The following is a 22,955-nucleotide window of genomic DNA, read 5'->3' as shown; positions in this document are numbered from 1 at the left end:
CTGATGTCCGACAAGCTCATTGAAATCTGCGACACCAAGCGCAAGGAAGTCGCCGCCCGCAAGGCTCTCGCTACCATAGCGGACCTCGATGCGCGCGCCGCCGCGCAGACGCATCCTCGCGGTTTTGAAGCTGCGTTACGCGCCAAGGCGGAAACGGGCTATGCGCTCATCGCGGAAATCAAAAAAGCTTCACCCTCCAAGGGACTGATCAGAAGCGATTTTCGCCCCGCAGAACATGCTGTCGCCTACGAGAGAGGCGGTGCCGCATGCTTGTCCGTGCTGACCGACGCTCCCTATTTTCAGGGACATGAGGATTTCCTCGTCGAGGCCCGTGCCGCCTGTAACCTTCCGATCATCCGCAAGGACTTCATGGTCGATCCATGGCAGGTGGCGGAAGCGCGCGCGATCGGTGCGGATGCCATCCTCATCATCGTCGCTGCGCTGGACGACGTGTTGATGGCGGAAATCAGATCCGCGGCTATCGAGCGCGGTCTCGACTGCCTGGTCGAAGTTCACAATGAACATGAGATGGAACGTGCAAGCCTTTTGAAATCACGTCTTATCGGTGTGAACAATCGTGATCTGCGGCGCTTCGCTACCGACATCGCGACCACTGAGCGACTGGCCCCGCAGGCGCCCGAAGGCACCTTGCTGGTCAGCGAAAGCGGGATAAACGTCCACGCCGACCTGGAGCGCCTGTCATCTTGCGGTGCCCGCACCTTCCTGGTGGGCGAAAGCCTGATGCGCAAAAATGATATAGAAGCGGCGACGCGCGCCCTTCTCACCGGAACGTAATGCCCATGGGGTTGCGATGAACAAGTCCCTCACGCATATCGACGCCAACGGCAACGCCCGCATGGTCGACGTTGGTGCCAAGGCCGAAACACAGCGCACTGCCATAGCTTCCGGTCGGATTTCGATGAGCGAGGACGCCCTCGCCGCCGTTCGCGCTGGAAATGCGCCCAAGGGTGACGTTCTAGGTACTGCGCGGATCGCTGGCATAATGGCGGCGAAGCGCACGGCAGAACTCATTCCGATGTGTCACCCTCTCGCGCTGGATGCCGTAAATCTGGAGTTCTCGTTCGAAGACAACGCGATAAAGGTAATTGCCCGAGCATCCTTGACGGGAAAAACCGGCGTTGAAATCGAAGCAATAACAGCGACTTCCATCGCACTTGTGACAATTTACGACATGGCCAAGGCGCTCGACAAGAGCATGGTCATCAGTGACATCCGCCTTGTAGAAAAGATCGGCGGCAAGTCGGGCCACTGGAAACTGGACGGGTGGGCCGAATGAACAAATCGGCGCCGCTCTCGCTCGAGGACGCACAGGCTCGATTGCTGGCGTTGGCCACACCCCTTCCGATAGAGCGAGTCGATATCGAGGGCGCATACAACCGGTATCTCGCAGAACCGCTATATGCCCGACGCACGCAGCCACCGGCCAACCTGTCTGCGATGGATGGCTATGCAGTGACGGCCGGAGACTTGCAGGGCCCCTGGCGAGTGATCGGAGAGAGCGCCGCCGGACATCCCCATGTCGGCGCCCTCTCCACCGGCGAAGCCGTACGCATTTCAACGGGCGCAATATTGCCGGTCGATGCGGCGGCAGTCATTCTCCAGGAAGACCTTGCTAGAGATGCCGAAATCCTGACGTTGTCGGGTGAAGCACCCGATCCCGCGCACAAGCATATCAGACATCGCGGAATGGATTTCGTCACGGGGACGGAAATCATGCTGCCGGGCGCGCGCATCACTCCGGCGCAAATGGCGTTGGCAATCGCTTCGGGCCATACGCACCTGCCTGTCCATCGCACACCGCGGCTGGCCGTGATCGACAGCGGCGATGAACTCGCTGAAAACCCGGAATGCTGCGCAACCCATCAGATTCCCGCAAGCAACGGCGTCATGCTGGCGGCTATGGCTTCAGCGCTGGGTGTCGATGCGAAGCGGGTCGGACCTGTACCGGATGATATCGACACGATCACGCGCGCTTTCGAGGCATCCGACGACGTCGATCTCATCGTGACAAGCGGCGGCGCTTCTGTCGGCGATCACGACCTCATCCGCCCGGCACTCGAACGCTGGGGCGCGAGCATCGATTTCTGGCGCGTGGCGATCAAGCCCGGCAAACCCATCCTCGTCGCCACGCGCGAACTGACGGGACGGCGACAGATCATACTGGGACTACCCGGAAATCCGGTCTCCAGCTACGTTACGGCCTACCATTTTCTGCTTCCTCTCCTGCGAGCGATGCAGGGTGCCGCGAGGCCATTGCCAATGCGGCTGGCCGCTAGGCTAAGTATGCCGCTGCGCGCCAACGGTCGCCGCCGTGAGTTTCTTCGCGGTTGGTGGGATGGCGAAAGCGTGACCGTCAATGCACTGCAGGACAGCGGCGCCCTGTCCTCTCTGGCCGCAAGCAATGTGCTGGTAGATCGCGCGGCAATGGCCGCGCCGGCGGCTGCAGGAGACGAAGTTCGGATTTTCCTGCTCTAGAATGACGGCATTGCTTGAATTGAGTTCAATTGGTTGCTTGATTGTTCCCCCATTGTTCACTACGAGAACAAGCGGGATCAGGACTTGCCTGGTTCGAAGGTCACGAAAAGGCAGCGACCATGTTGACTCGCAAGCAGCACGAATTGCTCCGGTTCATCCAGGCACGGCTTGAAGAAAGCGGCATCTCTCCCAGCTTTGAGGAGATGAAGGAAGCCCTTGATCTCAAGTCGAAGTCCGGTGTTCACCGACTGATTTCGGCGCTGGAGGAGCGAGGCTTCATTCGCCGCCTTCCCAACCGTGCGCGCGCTTTGGAAGTCTTGCGTCAACCGGATGATACGGGCAGCAAGGCGCCACGTCCATCCGCTGCCAATAGCAATCATGGGGTGCCCCCTCTTCAGGCACCTCGTCCCGCCGTAGAAGCGGCGAATGACGTGATCGAGATTCCACTGCACGGTCGTATCGCGGCAGGCGTTCCGATCGAGGCACTGGAAGGGCAATCGACCCTGCCTGTCCCGGCTGCGCTGCTCGGTTCGGGCGAACACTATGCGCTGGAGGTCTCCGGTGATTCCATGATCGAAGCCGGCATTCTGGATGGCGATTTCGCGCTAGTTAAGCGCACGAATGCTGCCCGGGATGGCGAGATCGTGGTGGCTCTCATCCGTGGCGAAGAAGCCACGTTGAAATACCTGCGACGTGAAGCTGGAATGGTTCGCCTAGATCCTGCAAACGCCGCTTACGAACCGCAGATATATGGCCCGGATGAAGTGGAAGTCCAGGGCAAGCTCGCTGGCCTGCTTCGTCGGTATAATTAAAACTTTTCCAGTCCGATTCACCATCGTTGTGGCAAGTAGCGCGACTTACTCCGGACGGTTTTGATCCGTGCCGGAGTTTCTTGCGATACGCATTGCGGCAATCATATTAGGTCAAATCCGGTATATTAGGCAAAATCCGGCTTCGGATTGGACTATGAAAGTCCTCACGCGCCGGAAGAACCACGCTTAGTTCGCTAGTTGGTGGTTGAAGGTCCATTCTCACGGACATGAAATGGTGAGGAATGCCACCAGCCGTGTGCGCCCTGCGTCTGAGCCACAGTATCGATGCGCCCCTTGCCCAGATAAACGGCCAATCCTCCCGTATTAGCCAAAGATCCACGATCGGCCTTGTACCAGCGCGGGCGGCAGCTACGTGGTAACCAGCGATCTGAGATGACAATGTCGCTGTGCTCACATGCTGCAACAAGCGAACGTTCCGCGACGGAATCGCGTCCACGCGACATCAGCAGGTGCCAGACTTTCCCCGATCGCTCAATCGGCACCTTACAGAAGTCCGGGTTGCACCTTGCGCCTGGCCACTTATCAAGCGTGGCGGGTTCCGCTTCTATCCCCGCGAACTCCATCAGATTGTCCCGGGCATAGCCTCCTTTGCTGTCCCTGAGTAAGAACAACTGATTTCCGCCGTTTTCGACAAGGCCGACATGGCGACCGTCGCCCGATACCAATATATCTGCAGGCGGGGCCATCGCGAGCAAAAGCACACCGATCGCGGCAATGGGAAACCCCGCCCAGCGGATGCGGCCGGTCCATAGACCGAGCCAAAGCCCGCCCGACACAAAAAGCATGAATGCCCAGGCGTCGGTACCCGGCAGCAGGTTGACCGCCCCCGGTCTTGAAGCGAACCAATGTGCCAGTCCGACAAGCACATCCACCGAAACGCCCGCCAGCCACCAGAAAGGCCCTCCCAGCCCGGCGATGTCGAGGATCAATGCGCTAGCCAGCAACGGCATGACGATGAAGGTCGACCACGGGATCGCGACCACATTGGCCAGCGCTCCATATACGCCGGCGCGGTGGAAATGGTACAGGCCGATAGGCATGAGTGCCAGATCGATTACCGCGCCGGTCAAAAGCAATAGAGCGATATGGCGCATTGCTCTTGCGATCATCCCTTCGTCACGCGGCCCAAGGAAATGGCGCACCGGTTCCGATGTGCTGACTGCGATAAGCGCCAGAACCGCTCCGAAGCTCAACTGAAAACTGGGCCCCATTACTGCCTCGGGCCACAGCAGAAGAACGCAGAACGCTGCAACCGCCAGCATGCGCAAGGACAAGGGCTCACGCCCAAGGGCGAGCGCGAACAGCACCAGCAATGCCCCGATGCATGATCTGACTGTAGGGACTTCAGAACCGGACAAAAGGGTGTAAGCTACACCGGCGAGGGCTCCTGCGCCGGCCGCGATTACCGGCAACCTCACCCGGAGCGCCATCCATGAGGAAAGCGCCAGTAATCGGATGGCCACGAGGTACACTGCCCCCACCATCGCGCTGACATGAAGCCCACTTATCGACAACAGATGCGCCAGCCCCGAATCGCGCATGGCCTGATCATCGGCCTCCGAAATATTTCCGCGATCACCGGTGACGAATGCCGCGGCAATACCTGCGCGCTCTTCCCCGATGCGAACGCGAATATGATCCGTTAGCGTCTGACGTATATCCGATAGTGCCCATGCGCCTGCGCTGAATTCCCGGACGACCTTCACGTCTCCCACGACCGATCCGGTAGCGGCAATGCCGGCAAACCAGGCTGTTCGCGCAAAGTTGTATGCGCCCGGAAGCATGGGCGGCGCCGGCGGCATCAGCCGCGCCCTGAATGCTACGAGATCCCCCTACCGATCCCCGCCGCGGAACGCTTGCCGGGAACGTTGAGCCTGACCTTAATGGGCACACCTCTTATCGGATCGCGCATGGCCAGCAGCAGGCGATCGCGATCAAGCGCAGGCTGCGATCTCGATAGCAAGGACCCGCGCGATGAAACTGCCCGCTACAGGCCTTTCGATTGCCGGCTGGCCGACGATTTCCGACCGCACCCAAACCGCAAGGCAGCCCGCGACCGCCAGCAAGGGCAATACCATGATTGCCCGGCTGAAATGCGGATAACTGCTCCGCAAAGGAAAGGACGCATAACAAGTTGCAGAAACTGCAATCAAGCCGCAGCAGAAGCCGATCCACGACAGCACGGAAGATAGCCAAAACCACGCAATTATGCCGCTTGCAAAGGCTACGGTGAGCCATGGAGTCCGTTCGAATCCGGCATTGGAAAGAAATCGCTCGACGACTGCCAAAACCCTCGACAAGAGGCCCTCGGCGGTCCATGGCCCATGCTGCAATGCAGCGGTCCCGGGGCCTCCCGGAGACGGAATTTCACAGATTGCGACCGGGGTTCCCATGGTCGCCAATAGGACAGGAAGGTCGGGTAGATGGCAAGCGGCAGTGCATCGGGCGAAGCGACTGGCAAAAAGGCCGTCGTAACGCGCTTTGCTCCTTCGCCGACCGGTTACCTTCATATCGGTGGCGCTCGTACGGCACTGTTCAACTGGCTGTTCGCGCGCCGTCATGGCGGCAAGTATCTGCTGCGTATCGAGGATACCGATCGCGCCCGTTCGACCGAACCCGCGATCGACGCGATCTTCGACGGCTTGTCCTGGCTGGGCCTCGACGGTGACGAGGCGCCGGTGTTCCAGTTCGCCCGCTCGGACCGTCATGCCGAAGTCGCCGCGCAGCTGATGGAAAACGGCCACGCCTATCGCTGCTACCTGACACAGGAAGAACTCGCCGAGCGCCGCCAGAAGGCGCAGGAAGAACGCCGCCCGTTCCGCATCGACAGCGAATGGCGCGATGCCGATCCCGCGACCTGGCCGGCCGACCGTTCCTGGGTGGTGCGCGTCAAGGCCCCGCGTGAGGGTTCGACGACGATCGAGGATCTCGTGCAGGGCACGGTCACCGTGCAGAACGAGGAAATCGACGACTTCGTCATCCTGCGCGGCGACGGCACCCCGACTTACATGCTGGCCGTGGTGGTGGACGACAACGACATGGGCGTCACCCACGTCCTGCGCGGCGACGATCACCTGAACAACGCCTTCCGCCAGCTCGTCGTCATCAACGGCATGGGCTGGGACGTGCCGGTCTACGGCCACGTGCCGCTGATCCACGGCTCGGACGGCGCCAAGCTGTCCAAGCGCCACGGCGCGCTGGGCGTCGATGCCTATCGCGACGAGATGGGCCTGCTGCCCGAGGCCGTGTTCAACTACCTGCTGCGCCTCGGCTGGGGCCACGGCGATGAGGAGATCATCAGCCGCGAGCAGGCGATCGAATGGTTCGACATGGTCGATGTGGGCAAGAGCCCCTCGCGCTTCGACCTTGCCAAGCTCCAGAATCTCAACGGGCATTATCTGCGCGAGGCCGACGATGTGCGGCTTGCGGGCCTCGTCGAAGCGCGCCTTGAAGGCGTCGACGGCGATGGCCCTGCCGACCTGCTGGTCCGCGCGATGCCCGTACTCAAGGTCCGTGCCAAGGACCTCAACGAACTTGCAGAAGGCTCTGCCTTCCTCTTCGCCCAGCGTCCGCTCGCCATGAGCGAGAAGGCGCTGGCGCTCCTGACCGACGAGGGCGCGAGCGCCTCGCCGCGATCCATGAGCGCCTGTCCGGCCAGGCCGACTGGACTCTCGAGGCATTGGAAGCCAACCTGAAGGCAATGGCCGAAGACCTGGGACTGGGTCTCGGCAAGCTCGCGCAACCCTTGCGGGCAGCCCTGACGGGTCAGACGACCTCGCCGGGGATATTCGACGTACTGGTATTGCTCGGACGGGAAGAGAGCCTCGCGCGCATCGGCGAACAGGCTCAGGTTCCCGCCGGGTCGCAGTCATAAGGAGATAATTGGTGGGTGATCAGGCTAAACTGAGCGTCGGCGGCGCGGAACACGACTATCCCGTTCTCAAGGGAAGCGTGGGTCCGGACGTCATCGACATCCGCAAGCTCTACGGCCAGACGGGCGCATTCACGTTCGATCCGGGCTTTACCTCGACCGCGAGCTGCGAGTCGGCGCTGACCTACATCGACGGCGACGAAGGCGTTCTGCTGCACCGCGGCTATCCGATCGGCCAGCTGGCAGAGAACTCCTCGTTCATGGAAACGAGCTACCTGCTGCTGAATGGTGAACTGCCCAGCAAGGACGAGCTTGCCACGTTCGAGAACACCATCACGCGCCACACCATGCTGCACGAGCAGCTGGCGACGTTCTATCGCGGTTTCCGCCGCGACGCGCACCCGATGGCGATCATGTGCGGCGTGGTCGGCGCGCTTTCCGCGTTTTACCACGATCTGACCGACATCGCCGACCCCGAGCATCGCAAGATCAGCTCGCACCGCCTGATCGCCAAGATGCCGACGATCGCGGCGATGGCCTACAAGTACTCGGTCGGCCAGCCGTTCCTCTATCCGGACAACAAGCTGAGCTACACCGGCAACTTCCTGCGCATGACCTTCGGCGTGCCCGCGGAAGAGTACGAGGTGGTTCCGGCGGTCGAAAAGGCGATGGACCGCATCTTCATCCTCCACGCCGATCACGAGCAGAACGCCTCGACCTCGACCGTGCGTCTTGCCGGTTCGTCGGGCGCGAACCCCTTCGCGTGCATCGCAGCGGGCATCGCCTGCCTGTGGGGCCCTGCGCATGGCGGCGCGAACGAAGCCGCGCTCAACATGCTCAAGGAGATCGGCACCCCCGATCGCATCCAGCACTACATCGACCGCGCCAAGGACAAGAGCGATCCGTTCCGCCTGATGGGCTTCGGTCACCGCGTCTACAAGAACTACGACCCGCGCGCGACGGTCATGCAGTCGACTCTGCGCGAAGTGTTCGAAGCCCTCAACGTCACCGATCCGCTGTTCGAGACCGCGCTGCGCCTCGAAGAGATCGCGCTCAGCGATCCCTACTTCGCGGAGAAGAAGCTGTTCCCGAACGTGGACTTCTACTCGGGCATCATCCTTTCGGCGATCGGCTTCCCGACCACCATGTTCACCGTGCTCTTCGCCCTCGCCCGTACCGTGGGCTGGGTCGCGCAGTGGAACGAAATGATCTCCGATCCCGGCCAGAAGATCGGTCGCCCGCGCCAGCTCTACACCGGCCCGACGCAGCGCGACTACGTGCCGCTCGACAAGCGCTGAGGTTCATCCGCGCGCAGTCGCGGGTTACCCGAACGAAGGCCCTCGCGAATGCGGGGGCCTTTTTCGTTGCGCCGAGCCTGAAGTTTGCCCCATTTGAGCCTGCCCGCCACAATCCCGCCGCATCCGAAGCGCAACCTGCATGTTCAAATGGGGGCGCACGTTAATGCCAATTGTGAGAATCCTGGCTACTATCCTTGGCCTCCTGGCAATGGCAGCAGGGATTTTCGTTGTCCTGCAAGGAACCGGCGTACTGAAGTGGCCCGCCGACAGCGTCATGATTGCCGATCGTGCCTGGGCCGTGCGCGGCGCGGTTTTCGCGATGGTCGGCGGTATCGTGGTGTGGTTGGGCCGCAGATGCTAGACGCAGATCAGGCTTCGGTGTCGCGCGGGACTTCAAGGATGAACCGGGCCCCTTCGCCCGGGACACTCTCGATCAGCAAATCACCGCCCATCGCGCGCGCCAGTCGCCGCGAGATATAGAGGCCCAGACCGGAACCCCCGTCACCACTACGTCCCAAACGCTCGAATTTCTCGAACACGCGAGCCTGGTCGCTGACGTTGAGGCCCGGCCCCTGATCTGCCACGATCGCACGGGCATGGACACCTTCTACCTCGACATGAACATCCACACGCGATCCATTCGGTGAATAGCGGATGGCATTGCCGATGAGATTGAGGAGAACCTGCAGCACGCGCCGGAACTCCGCGAGCGCCGGAGCATGATCATCCGATGGCGGCGACACGATCACGATGCCCTTTTCCCGTGCCCGGACGCCCAGGATACCGGCGGCCTGTCGGGCCACCTCGGCAAGATCTATAAAATCGGGATTGGTGGAAAAGCTGTCGTCTTCGACGACTTCAAGGTCAGCCATGTCCTCCAGCAGGTCCAGCAACAGCTTGCCTGCGCTTGCGATCTCGCCAGCATATTCCGCGTAGGCATCGGGCAGTGGTCCTGCCAGCCGTGTGCGAATTGTCTCGGCATTCGCGACGATCCGCGCAATCGGCTGTCTGAGAACCGGCGCCAGATCCTGCCCGACCAACCCGCGACGCTGGACCGGAATGGGATCGGGCACGGCAGGCACCCAGCCCGAAGCAGCCTCGTCCGACAACAGCAGCAATTCGAAGCCCGACGGCTCGAAGCCAGGCTTGATCTGGGGCACGAGCGAGACACGCCAGGACCGCGATGAACCGGGGACGATCACCGGCGCTCCATCGAGCAGACGCCAGTGCAGTGGCTGCTGATGTGTCACATTCTCTGGCTGCAGGAAATCGGTCCAGCAATGCCCGATGCCACCCTCCATGGCCGTGACGACTTGCGCGAGTTCCGGAGAATCACTGGCTACCGCAATCAGGCGCTGGCCGGCATCAAGCCACGCGCAAAGTTCGGTGACATGCCGGTCAGTTACTCTCCGCCGGCTCTCGCCTGAGGCGCCTTCCTCAGAAACCAGAGCGGCAGTCTGCCAACTGCGCACGCGGATCGAGCACCCCTCCTCCTCCGGCTCCACCTCGACCCAGAACGATATCGCATCGCTGTCGTCCTGCGCCCTGATGACTTGCGCGACGGGACAGCGCGTCTGGCGCGCACCGCGCACGAGGTCGAGCAGTTCGGGAATCGCGACAATGCCGGGCACTTCGCCGCCGCACCGGCGCTGAAGTCCGAACAGGGGTTCGTCAGCGCTGAGCAGGCGATCATGCGCGTCGCATGCGGCGCGGGCGAGTATGGTGCCGTCACCAAGGGTCATTGCGCAGTCGCGCCATTCGTCAGGATCGATGCCGCGCGCCATTCCTCGATCCCCGCGAGGCCCACCGGAAGTTTCGTCCCTCCGTGAATCATCCGGATTTGTTCTTCGGTAACATCGGCGGGCGCCCCCGCAGCAAGCAGCGTCAAAGCCAGTCGCGCCTGCTGGTCAGGCAATGTCGCCATGACTGTCGCATCGCGCACCTGTCCAGAGGCCAATGCAAGCGCAGACAGGAACAATGTGACGCCGCATTGCGAGATCGATAATGCCACCGCCGGGTCAAGATCGGCGACCATGCGCTCGGCCCATATGAGCCGGTTGGAAACCGCAGCATGGCTGCTTCGCACCTCCCGTTCCACAGCGGAGGCGCGTTCGGAGAGCGCCGGCTCGGCACCGACCAGCGCGCGCAGGATGGCGAGCACCGCTTCGAGCACGGCCTCGGGCAATTCCGCCACAGAAAGTGCCATGCGGCGTTGTCCTTGGCTCCACCGCGCTTGCGCGGATAGGAACCCATGCGCCGAAGCGTCGCCGGATGCGATCCTGTCCCGCACGAACGGAGACGCGACAGGATCGAGGGCGAGCCGCTCCTGCAGTCGCTCCGTCAACTGCCATTCCAGCGCAACAGCATGGACATGCGCAAGCAGGGCTGCGTCGTCGAGGAAGGCGCGGGTCAGCACCGCGATTTCATCAGGCGCATGGGCACGCCGGTCCGCGGTGCCTATCAGGGCATCGAGCAATTGACCGGCGATGTCCGACAAAATGCCCCTGACCCTCGCCAGGATTTCCTCGCTCAGCGCAGCGCTCTGATCAGCCGCAACGAGATAGCGTAGCATCGGCAGCGCGGAAGCCGCCGCCGCGTCGCCGCGCACGAGGTCGCGTCGCAGCGCTGCCTCTGCGGCTTGCGTATTCGCCGGATGAACGGCCTGATCGATCATATGACCCTTCTAACCGGCATCTGGTTAATTCGAGGTTATCCGTCGCGCCGCCGCGGCAACACGAGTGCCGCAGCCGCGAGACCGGCCGAAAGAAGCCTGACGACAAGAAGAACCTGTCCGAAGCCCGAAGCGAATGCGAGGACCACGCCGAGCAATGCCCGGTCCGCAAAGAAACCGGCGAAGCGCCCGATGGCGATGCGTGGCAGCAGCACCAGAAGCATCATCAGAATTGCCGGAGTGCTCAGCCACGCCAGCACGGGTTCTCCTGGAAAGCGGGGCGTGTCCAACAGGATCAGCGCGGCGAAGGCCACGTCGACCAGCCAGACCAAGGCATCCGCGCGCGGGATCGCAGGACAAGCCTGTCCCAACGCATGTCGCTCCGCTGCGCGCAGCAGGCGACTGGCCTCCACCAGCAGCCATGCCACCGCCAGGAACGCGAAGGCGCACCACAACAATCCAAACCAGCCCGCCCCCACCGCGATGACGAGCGCGACCAGCACAGCTGCGGATACGACATTGCTGGCATTGCCTGCATGCAGCAGCGAAGAGCCAAAGCTCAGAACCGCGAAACGCGCGATAGCGCGCCCGGGAGTGCGCGGACCGTCCTGCACGAAACGCGTGCGCATCCACTCGTCTTCCAGTGCATAGGCTTCCGCCTCGCTGCGTACCATGCGCCAGCCGGAACCGGCGCAGGCTGCCGCCGGCACCTCGTGCATGGCGATACCGGACTGAAGCGCAATGCGTGTCAGCGCCGAAATAGCGTCCACGTCGAGCGGTAATTCGTGCAGCCGCTCGACCAGTGTACCCGGTACACGCATCAGTCCCGCCGTGGCGCGGTTGATGTCGATGCGCTCAAAACCTGCCGCAAGAGCGCCCTCGACCGGCTGGACCAGCACGACGGGAGCCCGCCCCTCCAGCAAGCTGGCCGCAGCGGTAGGATCGGCGAAAAGGCCCTCCGAAACCGCGATCAGTTCATCTCCGGCCGTAACCAGCCCGGCAAGTTGTCCGGCTCCGGTCGCGATGGCGAACTGTAGTCCGGCGTCCTCCGCATCATGCTGAAGCGCGATCAGTTCCGGCGAGGTGCCGCGCGCCATGCAGATGACACGCTGGCATTCGAGCGCAAGCGCCATGCCGAGCTGATGCTGCGCGACGCTCGCGCCCGCAACGCGCAGGAATGCGCGCGGGAACGGCTGCCCCGACGCCGCAGGCTCCGTCATGGCCAACAATGCTATGCGCAAATTAGAAACTCCAGCACCCCGGCAAGATGTAGGCAGGTCCACGCCAAGTGCCAAGCCAAAGCGGCGGATCAGGTTCCGGAAAACTCCGTCAGATAGGACTTGAGGCGACGCACCACGGTCGGTTCGCCTGGTGCAGCGTCCAGCGCATCCTGCGCCATTTCCAGCAATCGCATCGAATGGAAGCTCGCGGCAAGGCCCTTCAACCGCGTGGCGGCGATCACCCAGTTGCCGTCGCAGCGGGCCCGCTCCAGCAGATCAACCTGCCGGCCGACCCCCTCGATATAGGCCGCGCGCAACTCCGCGATCAGCACGGGGTCGCCACCCGCCGCAGCGGCAAGAGTGGCTTCGAGGGCTCCAGCTTCATACGCCATTTCCCCAGCTTAATCTCGGAAGTCTTAAACCGGGGTTTATCGGCCCGGTGCACGTGGTATTCTCGCCGGATGGTTGGGGAAAACAGGATCATCGCATTCGGCGCAGGCAACGGCGAGACGTCGGAGGCCGATGCGCCGGCAATCGCGGCCGAATCAGCAATCGAGACGGAAGCGTCCGAAACCTGGGACGACGCCTGGGTTGCGTCCGATGGCGGCGAGGAGCTGCTCGCATCGGCTTCCGGCAACGAATGGCTCGCGCCCGCCGTAGCCGGAGCTCTCATTGTCGCATGGAGCGGTCTGTTCGTCTTCGCTAGCCTGCCCGCATTCAGAACGGGCCTGCCTTTGGCCGAGATTCCGGCGCTCGTTATGCAGTGGAGCGTGCCCGTCCTGTTGATCGGCCTCGGTTGGCTGATCACGATGCGTCACAGCACGCGCGAGGGTCGACGCTTCGGCCACGTCGCTCACGCACTTTCGACCGAATCGGCCCTCCTCGAACGACGACTCACCACCGTGAACCGCGAACTGAGCCTGGCCCGAGAGTTCATCGCAGCCCAGACGCGCGACCTCGAAACGCTGGGACGCCTCGCCGCCGAACGCCTTTCCCAGAATGCCGAGCGCCTGCAGGAACTCGTGCGTGACAATGGCGCGCGCGTCGATTCGATCAGTTCAGTCAGCACCGCAGCCCTCGACAACATGGAGAAGCTGCGCGGCCAACTGCCGGTCATTGCCAGCTCGGCAAAGGATGTAACCAACAACATCGCCAATGCCGGCCGCACTGCTCATGCCCAGCTCGAGGACATGATCAACGGCTTCAACCGACTGAACGAGTTCGGTTCGGCCAGCACCCGTCAGGTTTCGGTACTGCGCGATCAGGTCAACGAGACGCTCGACGGCTTCAACGCGCGCAGCGAGCAGCTCGAACAGGTCGTAGCCGCACGCTTCATCGCGCTCGACGAGCGCGGTGAGGATTTCCGCAACCGCCTCGACAAGCATGAGATCAATGCGCTCGCGGCGATTCGTACCCGCGCCAAGGCGCTGACGGACGAAATCGACCAGGGGCGTCAGCAGCTGGACAGGCAAGAGGCGGAAAGCCTCACTTCGTTGCGCGCCCGCCTCAGCGCTCTGCGTGACGAAAGCGATGTCGTCTCGCGCGCCTTGCGACAGGCCGAAGAGCGCGCAACGGCGAATTTGCGGGCTTCGCTATCCGAACTGTCCGAGGAGCAGACGGCCGCCGGTATCGCCATTGCCGAGGCCCAGCAGACCGCGATCGAAGCGCTCGAAGGGCGCCTTGCCGGGATCGCGACGGATGCGTGCCAGATCGATGAGTCGATCGGCCTGCGCGCTGAGCGCCTGGCCATGGAGGCCGAGGAGCGGCAGTCACGCCAGGTCGAGCAGGAACGCCACGCCATCGCCCGCATCGATCATATGCTGGGCGAACTTGACGCATCGATTGCCGAACGTCTGGAACGTCACCGCATTCAGGCCGCCGCCCTTGCCGAACGTGCGGCCGCAGTGACCGGGGAACTTGGCCGCTTTGAGGCTCGCATCGAAACCATCACCGCGCAGACCGGGGAAGTCGAAGATCGCCTTTCGACCAGCCTCTCGGTGCTGACCGACCGTCTGACGGCCGCGCGCGCGACACTGGCGGCGACCGACACCGAAGTGGAAAAACTTACCGAGGATAGCGTTCGCCTGCTGGAACTGATCCAGGCGAGCGCCCGCCAGACCGGCAGCACGCTTCCCGAGGCGCTCGCCGTATCGGAAGATCGCCTCCGCCGAATTCAGGACGGGCTCGGCGCGGTTCTGGCGCAACTGCGTGAAGCCGCGCAGGGTGGCGAGGACGTTGCCGCCGAAATCGGGGTATCGGGGCGCGATCTCGATGCGCTCATAGGCGGCCTCACTCAGGCGCAGGCTCAGATCTCGGCGCGTGGAGCGGATCATGCCGCGCTGCTCGGACGGCTTCAGGACACGCTCGGCGAGATCGACACGGCCACCCAGACCGCTGCGGACAAGGCAGGCGGCGCGCTGATCGGTGCACTCGCCGCCTTGGGTACGACCCTCGACGAGACGGTTTCCGCGATCGAGGAAGACAGCGCCGAACGCATCACACGGATCGCCGAGACCTTGGCCGACGAGAGCGCCGCAGCCATTGAAAAGGCCATGCGCGGCAAAGTCGCGGAAATCTCGGGTCAGCTCGAACAGGCGGTAGCCCATGCCTCGGGCGTCACCCGTGAAGCGACGACCCAACTGCGCGAGCAGATCACCAAGGTCGACGATCTCGTCGGCAATCTCGAGGGCCGCGTCACGCAGGCCCGCGAGAAGGCCGAGGAGCAAGTCGACAACGACTTCGCCCGCCGCGCCGCCTTCATCACGGAATCGCTCAATTCGAACGCGATCGACATCGCTACGGTGCTGTCGAGTGACATCGCCGACAGCGCCTGGGCCGCCTACTTGCGCGGTGATCGAGGCATTTTCACCCGTCGAGCCGTGAGCCTCCTCGATGCAGGAGAAATCAAGGCAATCCAGCAAATCTTCGAGCGCGACGATGCCTTCCGCGCCAACGTCAGCCGATACATCCACGACTTCGAGTCGATCCTGCGGCAGGTCCTCTCGACCCGCGACGGCAATGCGCTGGGCGTGACGCTCCTGTCCTCGGACATGGGCAAGCTCTACGTGGCACTTGCGCAAGGCATCGAGCGTCTGCGGGGCTAAGTTTGGCCCCGGAACGCGATTGCATTCAATCGCGTTCCGGCCCCTACGGCTGAATGATCAATTCGCATCCCGGTAGACCGCACCGACATGCGCCGCGCCCCGGGCTGAGGCAAGTTTCTCCTGCCTTTCCCGCTCGCGATAGGCAGCACGCTGTTCGTCAGTGCGCTCGCCATGGCAAGCGGGACAACTCACACCGATCTCGTAGAGTTCGGATTTGCTGTCCTCCGCACTGATCGGGCGGCGACAGGCGTGGCACAGTTCGTAGGTGCCCTGGACCAGTCCGTGCCCGATGGTCACGCGCTGATCGAAGACGAAGCATTCGCCCTCCCACAAGCTCTGCTCCTGCGGCACGGTTTCCAGATATTTCAGAATCCCGCCCTTGAGGTGATAGACCTCCTCGACGCCTTCTTGCTTGAGGAAAGCCGTCGACTTCTCGCAGCGGATGCCGCCGGTACAGAACATCGCCACCTTCGGCGGCTTCCCCTGCCCCAGCAACCTCTCGCGCTCGGCGCGGAACCATTCGGGAAACTCCCGAAATGTCTCGGTTTGAGGGTCGATCGCTCCGGCGAAAGTACCTACCGCCACTTCGTAGTCGTTTCGAGTATCGATCACGATCGTATCCGGATCGGAGATCAGTGCATTCCAGTCCTGCGGCTCGACGTACGTGCCCACGGTCGCCAACGGATCGATATCCGGCTGCCCCATCGTTACGATCTCGCGCTTGATCCGCACTTTCATACGATGGAACGGCATGTGCGGCGCGTCGGAGAACTTGACGTCCACCCCAGCGCAGCCCGGTAGTCCGCGCACATGCGCAACGATCGCGGCGACGCCCGCCTCGGTCCCGGCGATAGTCCCGTTGATCCCCTCACCCGCCAGCAGCAGCGTGCCGCGAATGCCGTGCGTGTGACACAGTGCCTCGAGCGGCATCTTCAGCTCGGCGGGGTCGTCGAAACGGGTGAAGCAGTAAAGCGCCGCCACGCACAGACGCCGCGCGTTGGTATCCAGTGGTTCCATGGCGTGCCTCTAGCGCGGAACGACGCCAAAGCCAAAGCTCAGTAGCCGAGATCCTTGACCGGCGGCGTCCCGAACAGGTTCACGTCGTCCACGGTGATCCACCCGTTCGCATAATTGGCGTAGTAGAGCCCGAAAAGCACCACCGCCACGATGGTCGCCCGCCGGGCGACCAGCTTCGGGCGGAAGTTCACCGGCGCGCTCGTGGCGTGGCCCTTCTCGATGACATGGCCCTCCACCTCGTCCGGCGTGCGCAGCCCGACAGGGAGGACAACGAACGCACTCAGCACCCAGAACAGCGCATAGATCGCGATCATGGAGGTCCAGTTCATCGCCATCGCATCAATCCTCCAGCAGCAGCACCTGCACTTGCGGCTTCTTGCCCGACCAGCGGGTCGCGGCGCGGCGCGCGGCAAGGCGCGCGGCTTCGGAGCGCGTATCGCGATCCGCCTTGCCCGCGCGCTTCAGCGCCTCGGCAACATCGCGCCTGGCTTCCTCGACGAACCCGGCGTAGTCCTCGTCGAGCGGCAGGCCCAGCGCGGAAATCTCGACATGGCCCTTGCGATCGGCCGCCACCGAGACGACGCCGTTGAAGGCGATACGACGGCGCATGATGATCGCCTCGCCGTCAGCGGGCGCGATGATGTCGCCGTCGAGCACCAAACGGCCCGCGCGCACTTCGCCGAACTTGCCCGGATGATTGGGCGCAAGACGCACGAGATCGCCGTTCTTCTGGAAGATCGCCTTGGGAATGCCGCTGGCAACGCCGAGGCGAGCTTGTTCCTTCATGTGGCGGATTTCGCCATGCACCGGCAGCAGGATCTGCGGTCTGATCCACGAATAGAGCGCTTCCAGTTCCGGCCGGCCCGGATGGCCGGAGACGTGTATTTCGCTCTGGCGGTCGGTGACGACGATGACGCCCTGCTCCGCCAGACGGTTCTGGATGCGGCCGATCTGGATTTCGTTGCCGGGGATCTGGCGGCTGGAGAACAGCACCACGTCGCCCTTGTCGAGCTTGATCGGATGGTTGCCCTCGGCCACGCGGGCGAGTGCCGCGCGCGGTTCCCCCTGCCCCCGGTGGCAACGATAAGCACGTCGCCGCGCGGCAGGTCCATCGCGGTGTCGGGATCGACGAGGTCGGGCAAGTCCTTGAGATAGCCGCAGGACTGGCCGGTCTGGATGATGCGGTCGAGCGAGCGGCCCGCGACGCACAGCTGGCGGCCGGTCTTCTTCGCGACATCGCCCAGCGTCTGCAGGCGCGCGACGTTGGAGGCGAAAGTCGTCACCAGCACGCGGCGGCCCTTGTGCTTCTTCACTTCGGCCAGCAGGCCCCGGTAGACGTCGCCTTCCGAACCGGAAGCCTCAGGATTGAACACGTTGGTGGAATCGCAGACGAGAGCCAGAACGCCCTCGTCGCCAATGGCGGTCAGTTCGGCCTGCGTCGCCGGGGTGCCGACTTGCGGCTCGTCGTCCAGCTTCCAGTCGCCGGTGTGGAAGATGCGGCCATAAGGCGTCTCGATCAGCAGCGCGTTGCCTTCGGCGATCGAGTGCGCCAGCGGCACGTAGCGGATGCCGAACGGGCCGATCTGGAAGTTCTCCAGATCATCGACCACGTTGAGTTCGACCCGGTCGAGGATGCCCGCCTCTTCCAGCTTGGCGGCAACCAGTTTGGCGGTGAACGGCGTCGCATAAAGCGGCACGCCCAGTTCCTCGGCGAAGTACGGGACCGCGCCGATATGGTCCTCATGGGCATGGGTCAGGACGATGCCGAGAAGGTTCTCACGCTCGTTCTCGATGAAGTCGAGGTCGGCGAAGACCAGATCGACGCCGGGATATTCGTTGCCGGAGAACGTCATCCCCAGATCGACCATCAGCCACTTGCCCTGACAGCCGTAGAGATTGACGTTCATGCCGATTTCGCCCGAACCGCCGAGCGCACAAAACAAAAGTTCCTTACCGGGAATCACTTAAAAGCTGCCCTTTCGGCAATGATGGCGAGGCCGTCTATCGTGAGATCGGCATCGACCGCGTCGAAGATATTGGTGGCCTCGTCGAACAGGACGGCGAGGCCGCCCGTGGCGATGACCTTGGCTGGGCGGCCGATCTCGGCGCGGATGCGGGCGATCAGGCCCTCCATCATCGCGACGTAGCCCCAGAAGACGCCGATCAGCATCTGGTCCTCGGTGTTGCGGCCGACGACGCTGGTGCTCTTGGGCGCGGCGATGGCGATGCGCGGCAGCTTGGCCGTATTGCCCACCAGCGCATCGAGCGAGAGGTTGATGCCCGGCGCGATGATGCCGCCCTTGTAGGCGCCGTTGAAGTCTATCACGTCGAAGGTGGTCGCGGTGCCGAAATCGACGACGATGAGGTCGCCCGCATGCTTGTCGTGCGCGGCGATGGCGTTCACCGCCCGGTCGGCGCCGAGCGAACTGGGCTGTTCCACGTCGATGTCGATGCCGTACTCGGCCTTGCCCTGCCCGGCGATCAGCGGTTCGATCTCGAAGTAATGGCGGGCCAGTATCTCGAGGTTGTGCAGCGCGCGGGGGACAACGGTAGAAATCACGATCTGCGTGACTTCCTGCGCCTTCACGCCGCGAATGGCGAGCAGTTGCATCAGCCAGACGGCATATTCGTCGCCCGTGCGGCGCGGATCGGTGGCGATGCGCCAGCGGCCCTTGATCGTGCGACCTTCCAGCAGCGCGAAGACGACATTGGTATTGCCGGCGTCGATAGCGAGCAGCATGCTCTTTCAGTTCCTCATACGAGCAGGACGTCACCCGCGTGGATCGTCCGGATCGATCCGTCAAGCAGGGCGAGGCGGAGGTTTCCGTCCTCCGCCAGTCCCGCGAACGCACCTTCGACCGCGTCTTCACCGGGCGGAAGCACCCGAAGCGGGGTTCCCTGCGGGTGCGCCGCACTCTGCCAGCGACGCAGCAGCGGGGCAAGGCCGACCGAGCGCCAACGCTGCAGTTCGGTGTCGAAGCTGGCAGCCAGCGCCTCGGCGAAGATATCGCGGCTCGGGGCCAGATCGCCCAGCGCAGCGGTCCGCCGGCCCGGGACTTCGGGCGCATGGACGAGGTTCACGCCGATGCCGACGATGACCACGCCTGATACCATTTCCAGCAGGATGCCCGCGACCTTGGCTTCGTGAAGTAGCAGGTCGTTCGGCCACTTGAGCATCAGGCCGGCACTGACGAAGCGCGAGAGCGCCTCATGAACCGCAAGGCCCGTCAGCAGCGCCAGCGTGGCAGGTGATGGATCGCCGGGCGCGATGCGCACCACGGTCGAGCCCATGAAATTGCCCGCACCGTCATCCCAGACGCGCCCGAGGCGCCCCCTGCCCGCATTCTGCCGGTCCGCAACGAGCCAGCGGCCCTCTGGCAGGTATTCACCGCCGGAGAGCCGCTGCGCGAGGTCCGCGTTGGTGGACCCCGTTTCTGCTACGGTTTCGATCAAAGCGTGTGGAACAGCGCAGTCGCGGCGGTGTCCGTCAGGCCCTGCAGCCATCCGCTCAGCAGATAGCCCAGCGGCGAGATGAACAGGCAGGTCACGCCGAGGATCGCCTTGTGCCACACGTCGCTCTTCCACTTGATGGCATCGACCGGCTCATCGAAGTAGATGACCTTGACGACCTTCAGGTAGTAGAACGCGCCGATCACCGAGGCCGCGAAACCGATCGCCGCAAGCGGCATCATGTTAGCATCGACGGCAGCCTTGAAGACCAGGAACTTGCCCCAGAAGCCGAACATCGGCGGGATACCGGCAAGGCTGAACATCACGAATGCCAGCGCGGCGGCAAGGCCCGGACGGGTGCGCGAGAGACCCGCGTACTGGCCGATTTCCTCGACGTTCTCGCCATTTTCGTCCCGCAGCATCAGCACGGTGACGAAGCCCGCGACGGTCATCGCGACGTAGATCACGAGGTAGAACAGCATCGCCGAAGCACCCTGCGGGTTCGCCGCAGCGAGGCCCACGAGGATGAAGCCGACGTTGTTGATCGACGAATAGGCCATCAGGCGCTTGATGTTCTTCTGGCCGATCGCACCCAGCGCACCAACCACGATCGAGGCAAGCGCCACGAAGACGATGATCTGGCGCCATGCGTCCGACTGGTCGCCGAACGCATCCAGCATCACGCGCATGGTCAGGCCGATGGCCGCGACCTTGCCCGAAGTGGCGAAGAACTTCGTCACCGGGGTCGGCGCGCCTTCGTAGACGTCCGGCGTCCACATGTGGAACGGCACGGCGCTGATCTTGAAGGCGAGGCCCGCCAGCATGAAGACGATGCCGAACAGTGCGCCGTTGGACAGACCACCGCTAAGCGCCGCATTGATGCCCGCGAACGAGGTGGTGCCGGTGAAGCCGTAAGTCAGGCTCATGCCGAACAGCAGGATGCCCGAGGCCAGCGCGCCCAGCACGAAGTACTTGAGGCCCGCTTCCGCCGAGCGTCCGTCGGTCCGCACGAAGGCGGCCAGCACGTAAGCGGCCAGCGAGTTCATTTCGAGGCCGATGTAGAGCGCCAGCAGATCGCCCGCCGACACCATCATGCCGCTGCCGACCGCCGCGAAGATCACGAGGATCGGGAACTCGGCCCGCATCGCGCCGAGGCGCTCGAAGAAGGCAGGCGCGACGACGAGCGTGGCGGCGGCCGAAAGGTAGATCAGGATCTTGCCGAAGGCCGAGAAGGCATCGGCGTGAACCTGGCCGAAGAAGGCGGAGTAGTCCGGGCCCATGTGGCCGCCGCACAGCGCGGGGGCGACGAGGAACGCGGCGCCGACCAGCGCCGTGACGGCGAGGATCGAGATCAGGCGGCTTGCCTTGTCACCACCCCAGGCGGCGATCAGAAGCAGGATCAGACCTGCAATGCTCAGCGTTTCTTCCGGCGCGATTAAGCGCAGGGAGTGCGACCAGTCCATCAGTGTGACCCCCATGCGCAGCGGCTTCTTCGTGCGCAGGCTTAGCTTTTCCAGGTGTAGGCGCGCTGTCACCGGCCGGCTTGGCACGGGCGAGGCGCGCGTCGAGCGCGGCGATGTCGGCACGCATCGGAGCGATGAAGCTCTCGGGGTAGACGCCCATCCATAGCGCGGCGAGCGCAAGCGGGATGACCATCGCCAGTTCGCGGGCGTCGAGGTCGGGCATCGCGGCGGCATCGGCGTTCTTCTGCTCGCCGAACACGACCCGGCGGTAGAGGTACAGCATGTACGCCGCGCCCAGGATGATGCCGGTGGTGCAGATCAGCGCCGTCCAGGTCGAGACCTGATAGATGCCGCCGAGGCTCAGGAATTCACCGACGAACCCGCTGGTGCCCGGCAGGCCGATCGAGGCCATCGTGAACAGCAGGAAGAACACGGCGTAGCGCGGCATGTTGATCGCGAGCCCGCCGTAACGGCTGATCTCGCGGGTGTGCAGGCGGTCGTAGATGACGCCGACGCACAGGAACAGCGCGCCTGCGACCAGACCGTGGCTGAGCATCACCAGCATCGAGCCTTCGAGGCCCTGCACGTTGAAGGCGAACAGGCCGATGGTGACGATCGCCATGTGCGCGACCGACGAATAGGCGATCAGCTTCTTCATGTCGCTCTGCACCAGCGCGATCAGCGAGGTGATGACGACGGCGGCCATCGACAGGCCCCACACCAGCGGTCCGAAATAGACCGAGGCTTCGGGGAACATCGGCAGCGAGAAGCGGATGAAGCCGTAGCCGCCCATCTTCAGCAGCACGCCCGCCAGGATGACCGAGCCGCCCGTCGGCGCCTGAACGTGCGCCGCCGGAAGCCAGGTGTGGACCGGCCACATCGGCATCTTCACCGCGAAGCTGGCGAAGAAGGCGAGCCACAGCCAGGTCTGGACATGCGGGTCGAAGTCGTAGGCCATCAGCGTCGGGATGTCGCTGGTCCCGGCGGTGTGGACCATCCACAGCATCGCGACGAGCATCAGCACCGAGCCGAGCAGCGTGTAGAGGAAGAACTTGTACGAAGCGTAGATGCGGTCCGCACCGCCCCAGATGCCGATGATGAGATACATCGGGATCAGGCCGGCTTCGAAGAACATGTAGAACAGGTACATGTCCTGCGCCATGAACACGCCGAGCATGAACACTTCGACGAGCAGGAAGGCGGCCATGTATTCGCCCACGCGCTTCTCGATCGAACGGCTCGCGCCGATGCAGATCGGCATGAGGAAAACCGAGAGCATGATGAGCAGCAGGGCGATGCCGTCGATGCCGAGGGCGTAAGTGAAGCCCGAGAAGATGTTCAGGCGCTCGGTGAACTGCCACTGGGCGCCGCCCACGTCGAAGTTCATCCACAGGGCGATGCCGAGGACGAGATCGACGAGGGTTGCGAGCAGCGCGACGGTGCGCGCCGCTTTCGCTTCGAGGAAGAGGCATGCCAGTGCGCCGAGGAGCGGCACCAGCAGCATCAGGCTGAGGATCGGAAAACCAGTCATC

At 63.5% G+C, this 22,955-nt stretch carries 18 protein-coding genes and 2 pseudogenes; 7 read left to right on the top strand and 13 right to left on the bottom strand.

Annotated elements, in window-relative coordinates; translation table 11 throughout:
- Window positions 1-3 precede the first annotated feature (3 nt).
- The 4 genes from trpC (at window position 4) to lexA (ending at window position 3,308) form a co-directional block, all read left to right on the top strand.
- The gene (trpC, locus tag KZO24_RS05775) at window positions 4-795 is read left to right on the top strand and encodes an indole-3-glycerol phosphate synthase TrpC (protein ID WP_486486972.1); all 792 of its coding nucleotides are present in this window, start codon (window positions 4-6) and stop codon (window positions 793-795) included.
- A gap of 16 nt (window positions 796-811) precedes the next feature.
- On the top strand, window positions 812-1,297 hold the full coding sequence (gene moaC, locus KZO24_RS05770) for a cyclic pyranopterin monophosphate synthase MoaC (RefSeq protein WP_271183233.1): 486 nt from the start codon (window positions 812-814) through the stop codon (window positions 1,295-1,297).
- The gene (locus KZO24_RS05765) at window positions 1,294-2,496 is read left to right on the top strand and encodes a molybdopterin molybdotransferase MoeA (RefSeq protein WP_271183232.1); all 1,203 of its coding nucleotides are present in this window, start codon (window positions 1,294-1,296) and stop codon (window positions 2,494-2,496) included. The genes moaC and KZO24_RS05765 overlap by 4 nt, the downstream gene beginning before the upstream one ends.
- 119 nt (window positions 2,497-2,615) lie before the next feature.
- Window positions 2,616-3,308, top strand: coding sequence for a transcriptional repressor LexA (lexA, locus tag KZO24_RS05760; protein WP_271183231.1), 693 nt, complete (start codon window positions 2,616-2,618; stop codon window positions 3,306-3,308).
- Between the two features lie 194 nt (window positions 3,309-3,502).
- Here the strand turns inward: lexA and KZO24_RS05755 are convergent, their stop codons facing one another.
- Window positions 3,503-5,131 carry a ComEC/Rec2 family competence protein gene (locus KZO24_RS05755; RefSeq protein ID WP_486486971.1) on the bottom strand — a complete coding sequence of 543 codons (1,629 nt, stop codon included), beginning with the start codon at window positions 5,129-5,131 and terminating at the stop codon, window positions 3,503-3,505.
- Window positions 5,132-5,263: 132 nt separating this feature from the next.
- The gene (locus KZO24_RS05750; RefSeq protein WP_486486970.1) at window positions 5,264-5,617 is read right to left on the bottom strand and encodes a hypothetical protein; all 354 of its coding nucleotides are present in this window, start codon (window positions 5,615-5,617) and stop codon (window positions 5,264-5,266) included.
- 135 nt (window positions 5,618-5,752) lie between these two features.
- On the opposite strand from KZO24_RS05750, the pseudogene gltX reads away from it, so the two are divergent.
- Window positions 5,753-7,203 (top strand): annotated as a pseudogene (gltX, locus tag KZO24_RS05745) (glutamate--tRNA ligase).
- An 11-nt stretch (window positions 7,204-7,214) separates the two neighbouring features.
- Complete coding sequence (locus KZO24_RS05740; RefSeq protein ID WP_486486969.1) at window positions 7,215-8,498, top strand: citrate synthase; 1,284 nt, start codon at window positions 7,215-7,217, stop codon at window positions 8,496-8,498.
- 368 nt (window positions 8,499-8,866) lie between these two features.
- Here the strand turns inward: KZO24_RS05740 and KZO24_RS05735 are convergent, their stop codons facing one another.
- The 4 genes from KZO24_RS05735 to KZO24_RS05720 all read right to left on the bottom strand — a co-directional run bounded on the left by KZO24_RS05735 (window position 8,867) and on the right by KZO24_RS05720 (window position 12,781).
- A complete protein-coding gene (locus KZO24_RS05735; protein WP_271183228.1) occupies window positions 8,867-10,282 on the bottom strand; it encodes a sensor histidine kinase in 1,416 nt (471 codons plus the stop codon).
- Window positions 10,237-11,106 carry a hypothetical protein gene (locus tag KZO24_RS05730; protein ID WP_486486968.1) on the bottom strand — a complete coding sequence of 290 codons (870 nt, stop codon included), beginning with the start codon at window positions 11,104-11,106 and terminating at the stop codon, window positions 10,237-10,239. The genes KZO24_RS05735 and KZO24_RS05730 overlap by 46 nt, the downstream gene beginning before the upstream one ends.
- A gap of 101 nt (window positions 11,107-11,207) precedes the next feature.
- Complete coding sequence (locus KZO24_RS05725; protein ID WP_486486967.1) at window positions 11,208-12,389, bottom strand: hypothetical protein; 1,182 nt, start codon at window positions 12,387-12,389, stop codon at window positions 11,208-11,210.
- A gap of 89 nt (window positions 12,390-12,478) precedes the next feature.
- Window positions 12,479-12,781, bottom strand: a complete 303-nt coding sequence (locus KZO24_RS05720) for an Hpt domain-containing protein (protein WP_271183225.1) — start codon at window positions 12,779-12,781, stop codon at window positions 12,479-12,481.
- Between the two features lie 69 nt (window positions 12,782-12,850).
- Between KZO24_RS05720 and KZO24_RS05715 the strand changes: the two genes are divergently transcribed.
- Window positions 12,851-15,493, top strand: coding sequence for a coiled-coil domain-containing protein (locus KZO24_RS05715; RefSeq protein ID WP_271183224.1), 2,643 nt, complete (start codon window positions 12,851-12,853; stop codon window positions 15,491-15,493).
- Between the two features lie 57 nt (window positions 15,494-15,550).
- On the opposite strand, the gene trhO is transcribed toward KZO24_RS05715, so the two are convergent.
- The 7 genes and pseudogenes from trhO to KZO24_RS05680 form a co-directional block, all read right to left on the bottom strand.
- Complete coding sequence (gene trhO, locus KZO24_RS05710; RefSeq protein ID WP_271183223.1) at window positions 15,551-16,510, bottom strand: oxygen-dependent tRNA uridine(34) hydroxylase TrhO; 960 nt, start codon at window positions 16,508-16,510, stop codon at window positions 15,551-15,553.
- Window positions 16,511-16,548: 38 nt separating this feature from the next.
- Window positions 16,549-16,839, bottom strand: coding sequence for a DUF1467 family protein (locus KZO24_RS05705; RefSeq protein WP_271183222.1), 291 nt, complete (start codon window positions 16,837-16,839; stop codon window positions 16,549-16,551).
- A gap of 10 nt (window positions 16,840-16,849) precedes the next feature.
- Window positions 16,850-18,474, bottom strand: a pseudogene (locus KZO24_RS05700) (ribonuclease J).
- The gene (locus KZO24_RS05695) at window positions 18,471-19,250 is read right to left on the bottom strand and encodes a type III pantothenate kinase (RefSeq protein ID WP_271183220.1); all 780 of its coding nucleotides are present in this window, start codon (window positions 19,248-19,250) and stop codon (window positions 18,471-18,473) included. Before KZO24_RS05695 ends, KZO24_RS05700 begins: the two are co-directional and overlap by 4 nt.
- Window positions 19,251-19,264: 14 nt before the next feature.
- Window positions 19,265-19,963: a biotin--[acetyl-CoA-carboxylase] ligase gene (locus KZO24_RS05690; protein WP_271183219.1), complete on the bottom strand. Its 699-nt coding sequence runs from the start codon at window positions 19,961-19,963 to the stop codon at window positions 19,265-19,267.
- The gene (nuoN, locus tag KZO24_RS05685) at window positions 19,960-21,423 is read right to left on the bottom strand and encodes an NADH-quinone oxidoreductase subunit NuoN (RefSeq protein WP_271183218.1); all 1,464 of its coding nucleotides are present in this window, start codon (window positions 21,421-21,423) and stop codon (window positions 19,960-19,962) included. The genes KZO24_RS05690 and nuoN overlap by 4 nt, the downstream gene beginning before the upstream one ends.
- The gene (locus tag KZO24_RS05680) at window positions 21,329-22,954 is read right to left on the bottom strand and encodes an NADH-quinone oxidoreductase subunit M (protein ID WP_486487144.1); all 1,626 of its coding nucleotides are present in this window, start codon (window positions 22,952-22,954) and stop codon (window positions 21,329-21,331) included. Before KZO24_RS05680 ends, nuoN begins: the two co-directional genes overlap by 95 nt.
- Window position 22,955: the final 1 nt, after the last annotated feature.

It is taken from the genome of Novosphingobium sp. NFX11 (assembly GCF_057376415.1).
This window is presented reverse-complemented; position numbering and strand designations above follow the sequence as displayed.

Excerpts from the sequence above, each read along its gene's own strand:
- trpC (WP_486486972.1), top strand. The coding sequence starts at position 4 with ATGTCCGACAAGCTCATTGAAATCTGCGACACCAAGCGCAAGGAAGTC.
- moaC (WP_271183233.1), top strand. The coding sequence starts at position 812 with ATGAACAAGTCCCTCACGCATATCGACGCCAACGGCAACGCCCGCATG.
- KZO24_RS05765 (WP_271183232.1), top strand. The coding sequence starts at position 1,294 with ATGAACAAATCGGCGCCGCTCTCGCTCGAGGACGCACAGGCTCGATTG.
- lexA (WP_271183231.1), top strand. The coding sequence starts at position 2,616 with ATGTTGACTCGCAAGCAGCACGAATTGCTCCGGTTCATCCAGGCACGG.
- KZO24_RS05755 (WP_486486971.1), bottom strand. The coding sequence starts at position 5,131 with ATGCCGCCGGCGCCGCCCATGCTTCCGGGCGCATACAACTTTGCGCGA.
- KZO24_RS05735 (WP_271183228.1), bottom strand. The coding sequence starts at position 10,282 with ATGGCGCGCGGCATCGATCCTGACGAATGGCGCGACTGCGCAATGACC.
- KZO24_RS05725 (WP_486486967.1), bottom strand. The coding sequence starts at position 12,389 with ATGACGGAGCCTGCGGCGTCGGGGCAGCCGTTCCCGCGCGCATTCCTG.
- KZO24_RS05720 (WP_271183225.1), bottom strand. The coding sequence starts at position 12,781 with ATGGCGTATGAAGCTGGAGCCCTCGAAGCCACTCTTGCCGCTGCGGCG.
- KZO24_RS05715 (WP_271183224.1), top strand. The coding sequence starts at position 12,851 with ATGGTTGGGGAAAACAGGATCATCGCATTCGGCGCAGGCAACGGCGAG.
- trhO (WP_271183223.1), bottom strand. The coding sequence starts at position 16,510 with ATGGAACCACTGGATACCAACGCGCGGCGTCTGTGCGTGGCGGCGCTT.
- KZO24_RS05705 (WP_271183222.1), bottom strand. The coding sequence starts at position 16,839 with ATGAACTGGACCTCCATGATCGCGATCTATGCGCTGTTCTGGGTGCTG.
- KZO24_RS05695 (WP_271183220.1), bottom strand. The coding sequence starts at position 19,250 with ATGCTGCTCGCTATCGACGCCGGCAATACCAATGTCGTCTTCGCGCTG.
- nuoN (WP_271183218.1), bottom strand. The coding sequence starts at position 21,423 with ATGGACTGGTCGCACTCCCTGCGCTTAATCGCGCCGGAAGAAACGCTG.
- KZO24_RS05680 (WP_486487144.1), bottom strand. The coding sequence starts at position 22,954 with ATGACTGGTTTTCCGATCCTCAGCCTGATGCTGCTGGTGCCGCTCCTC.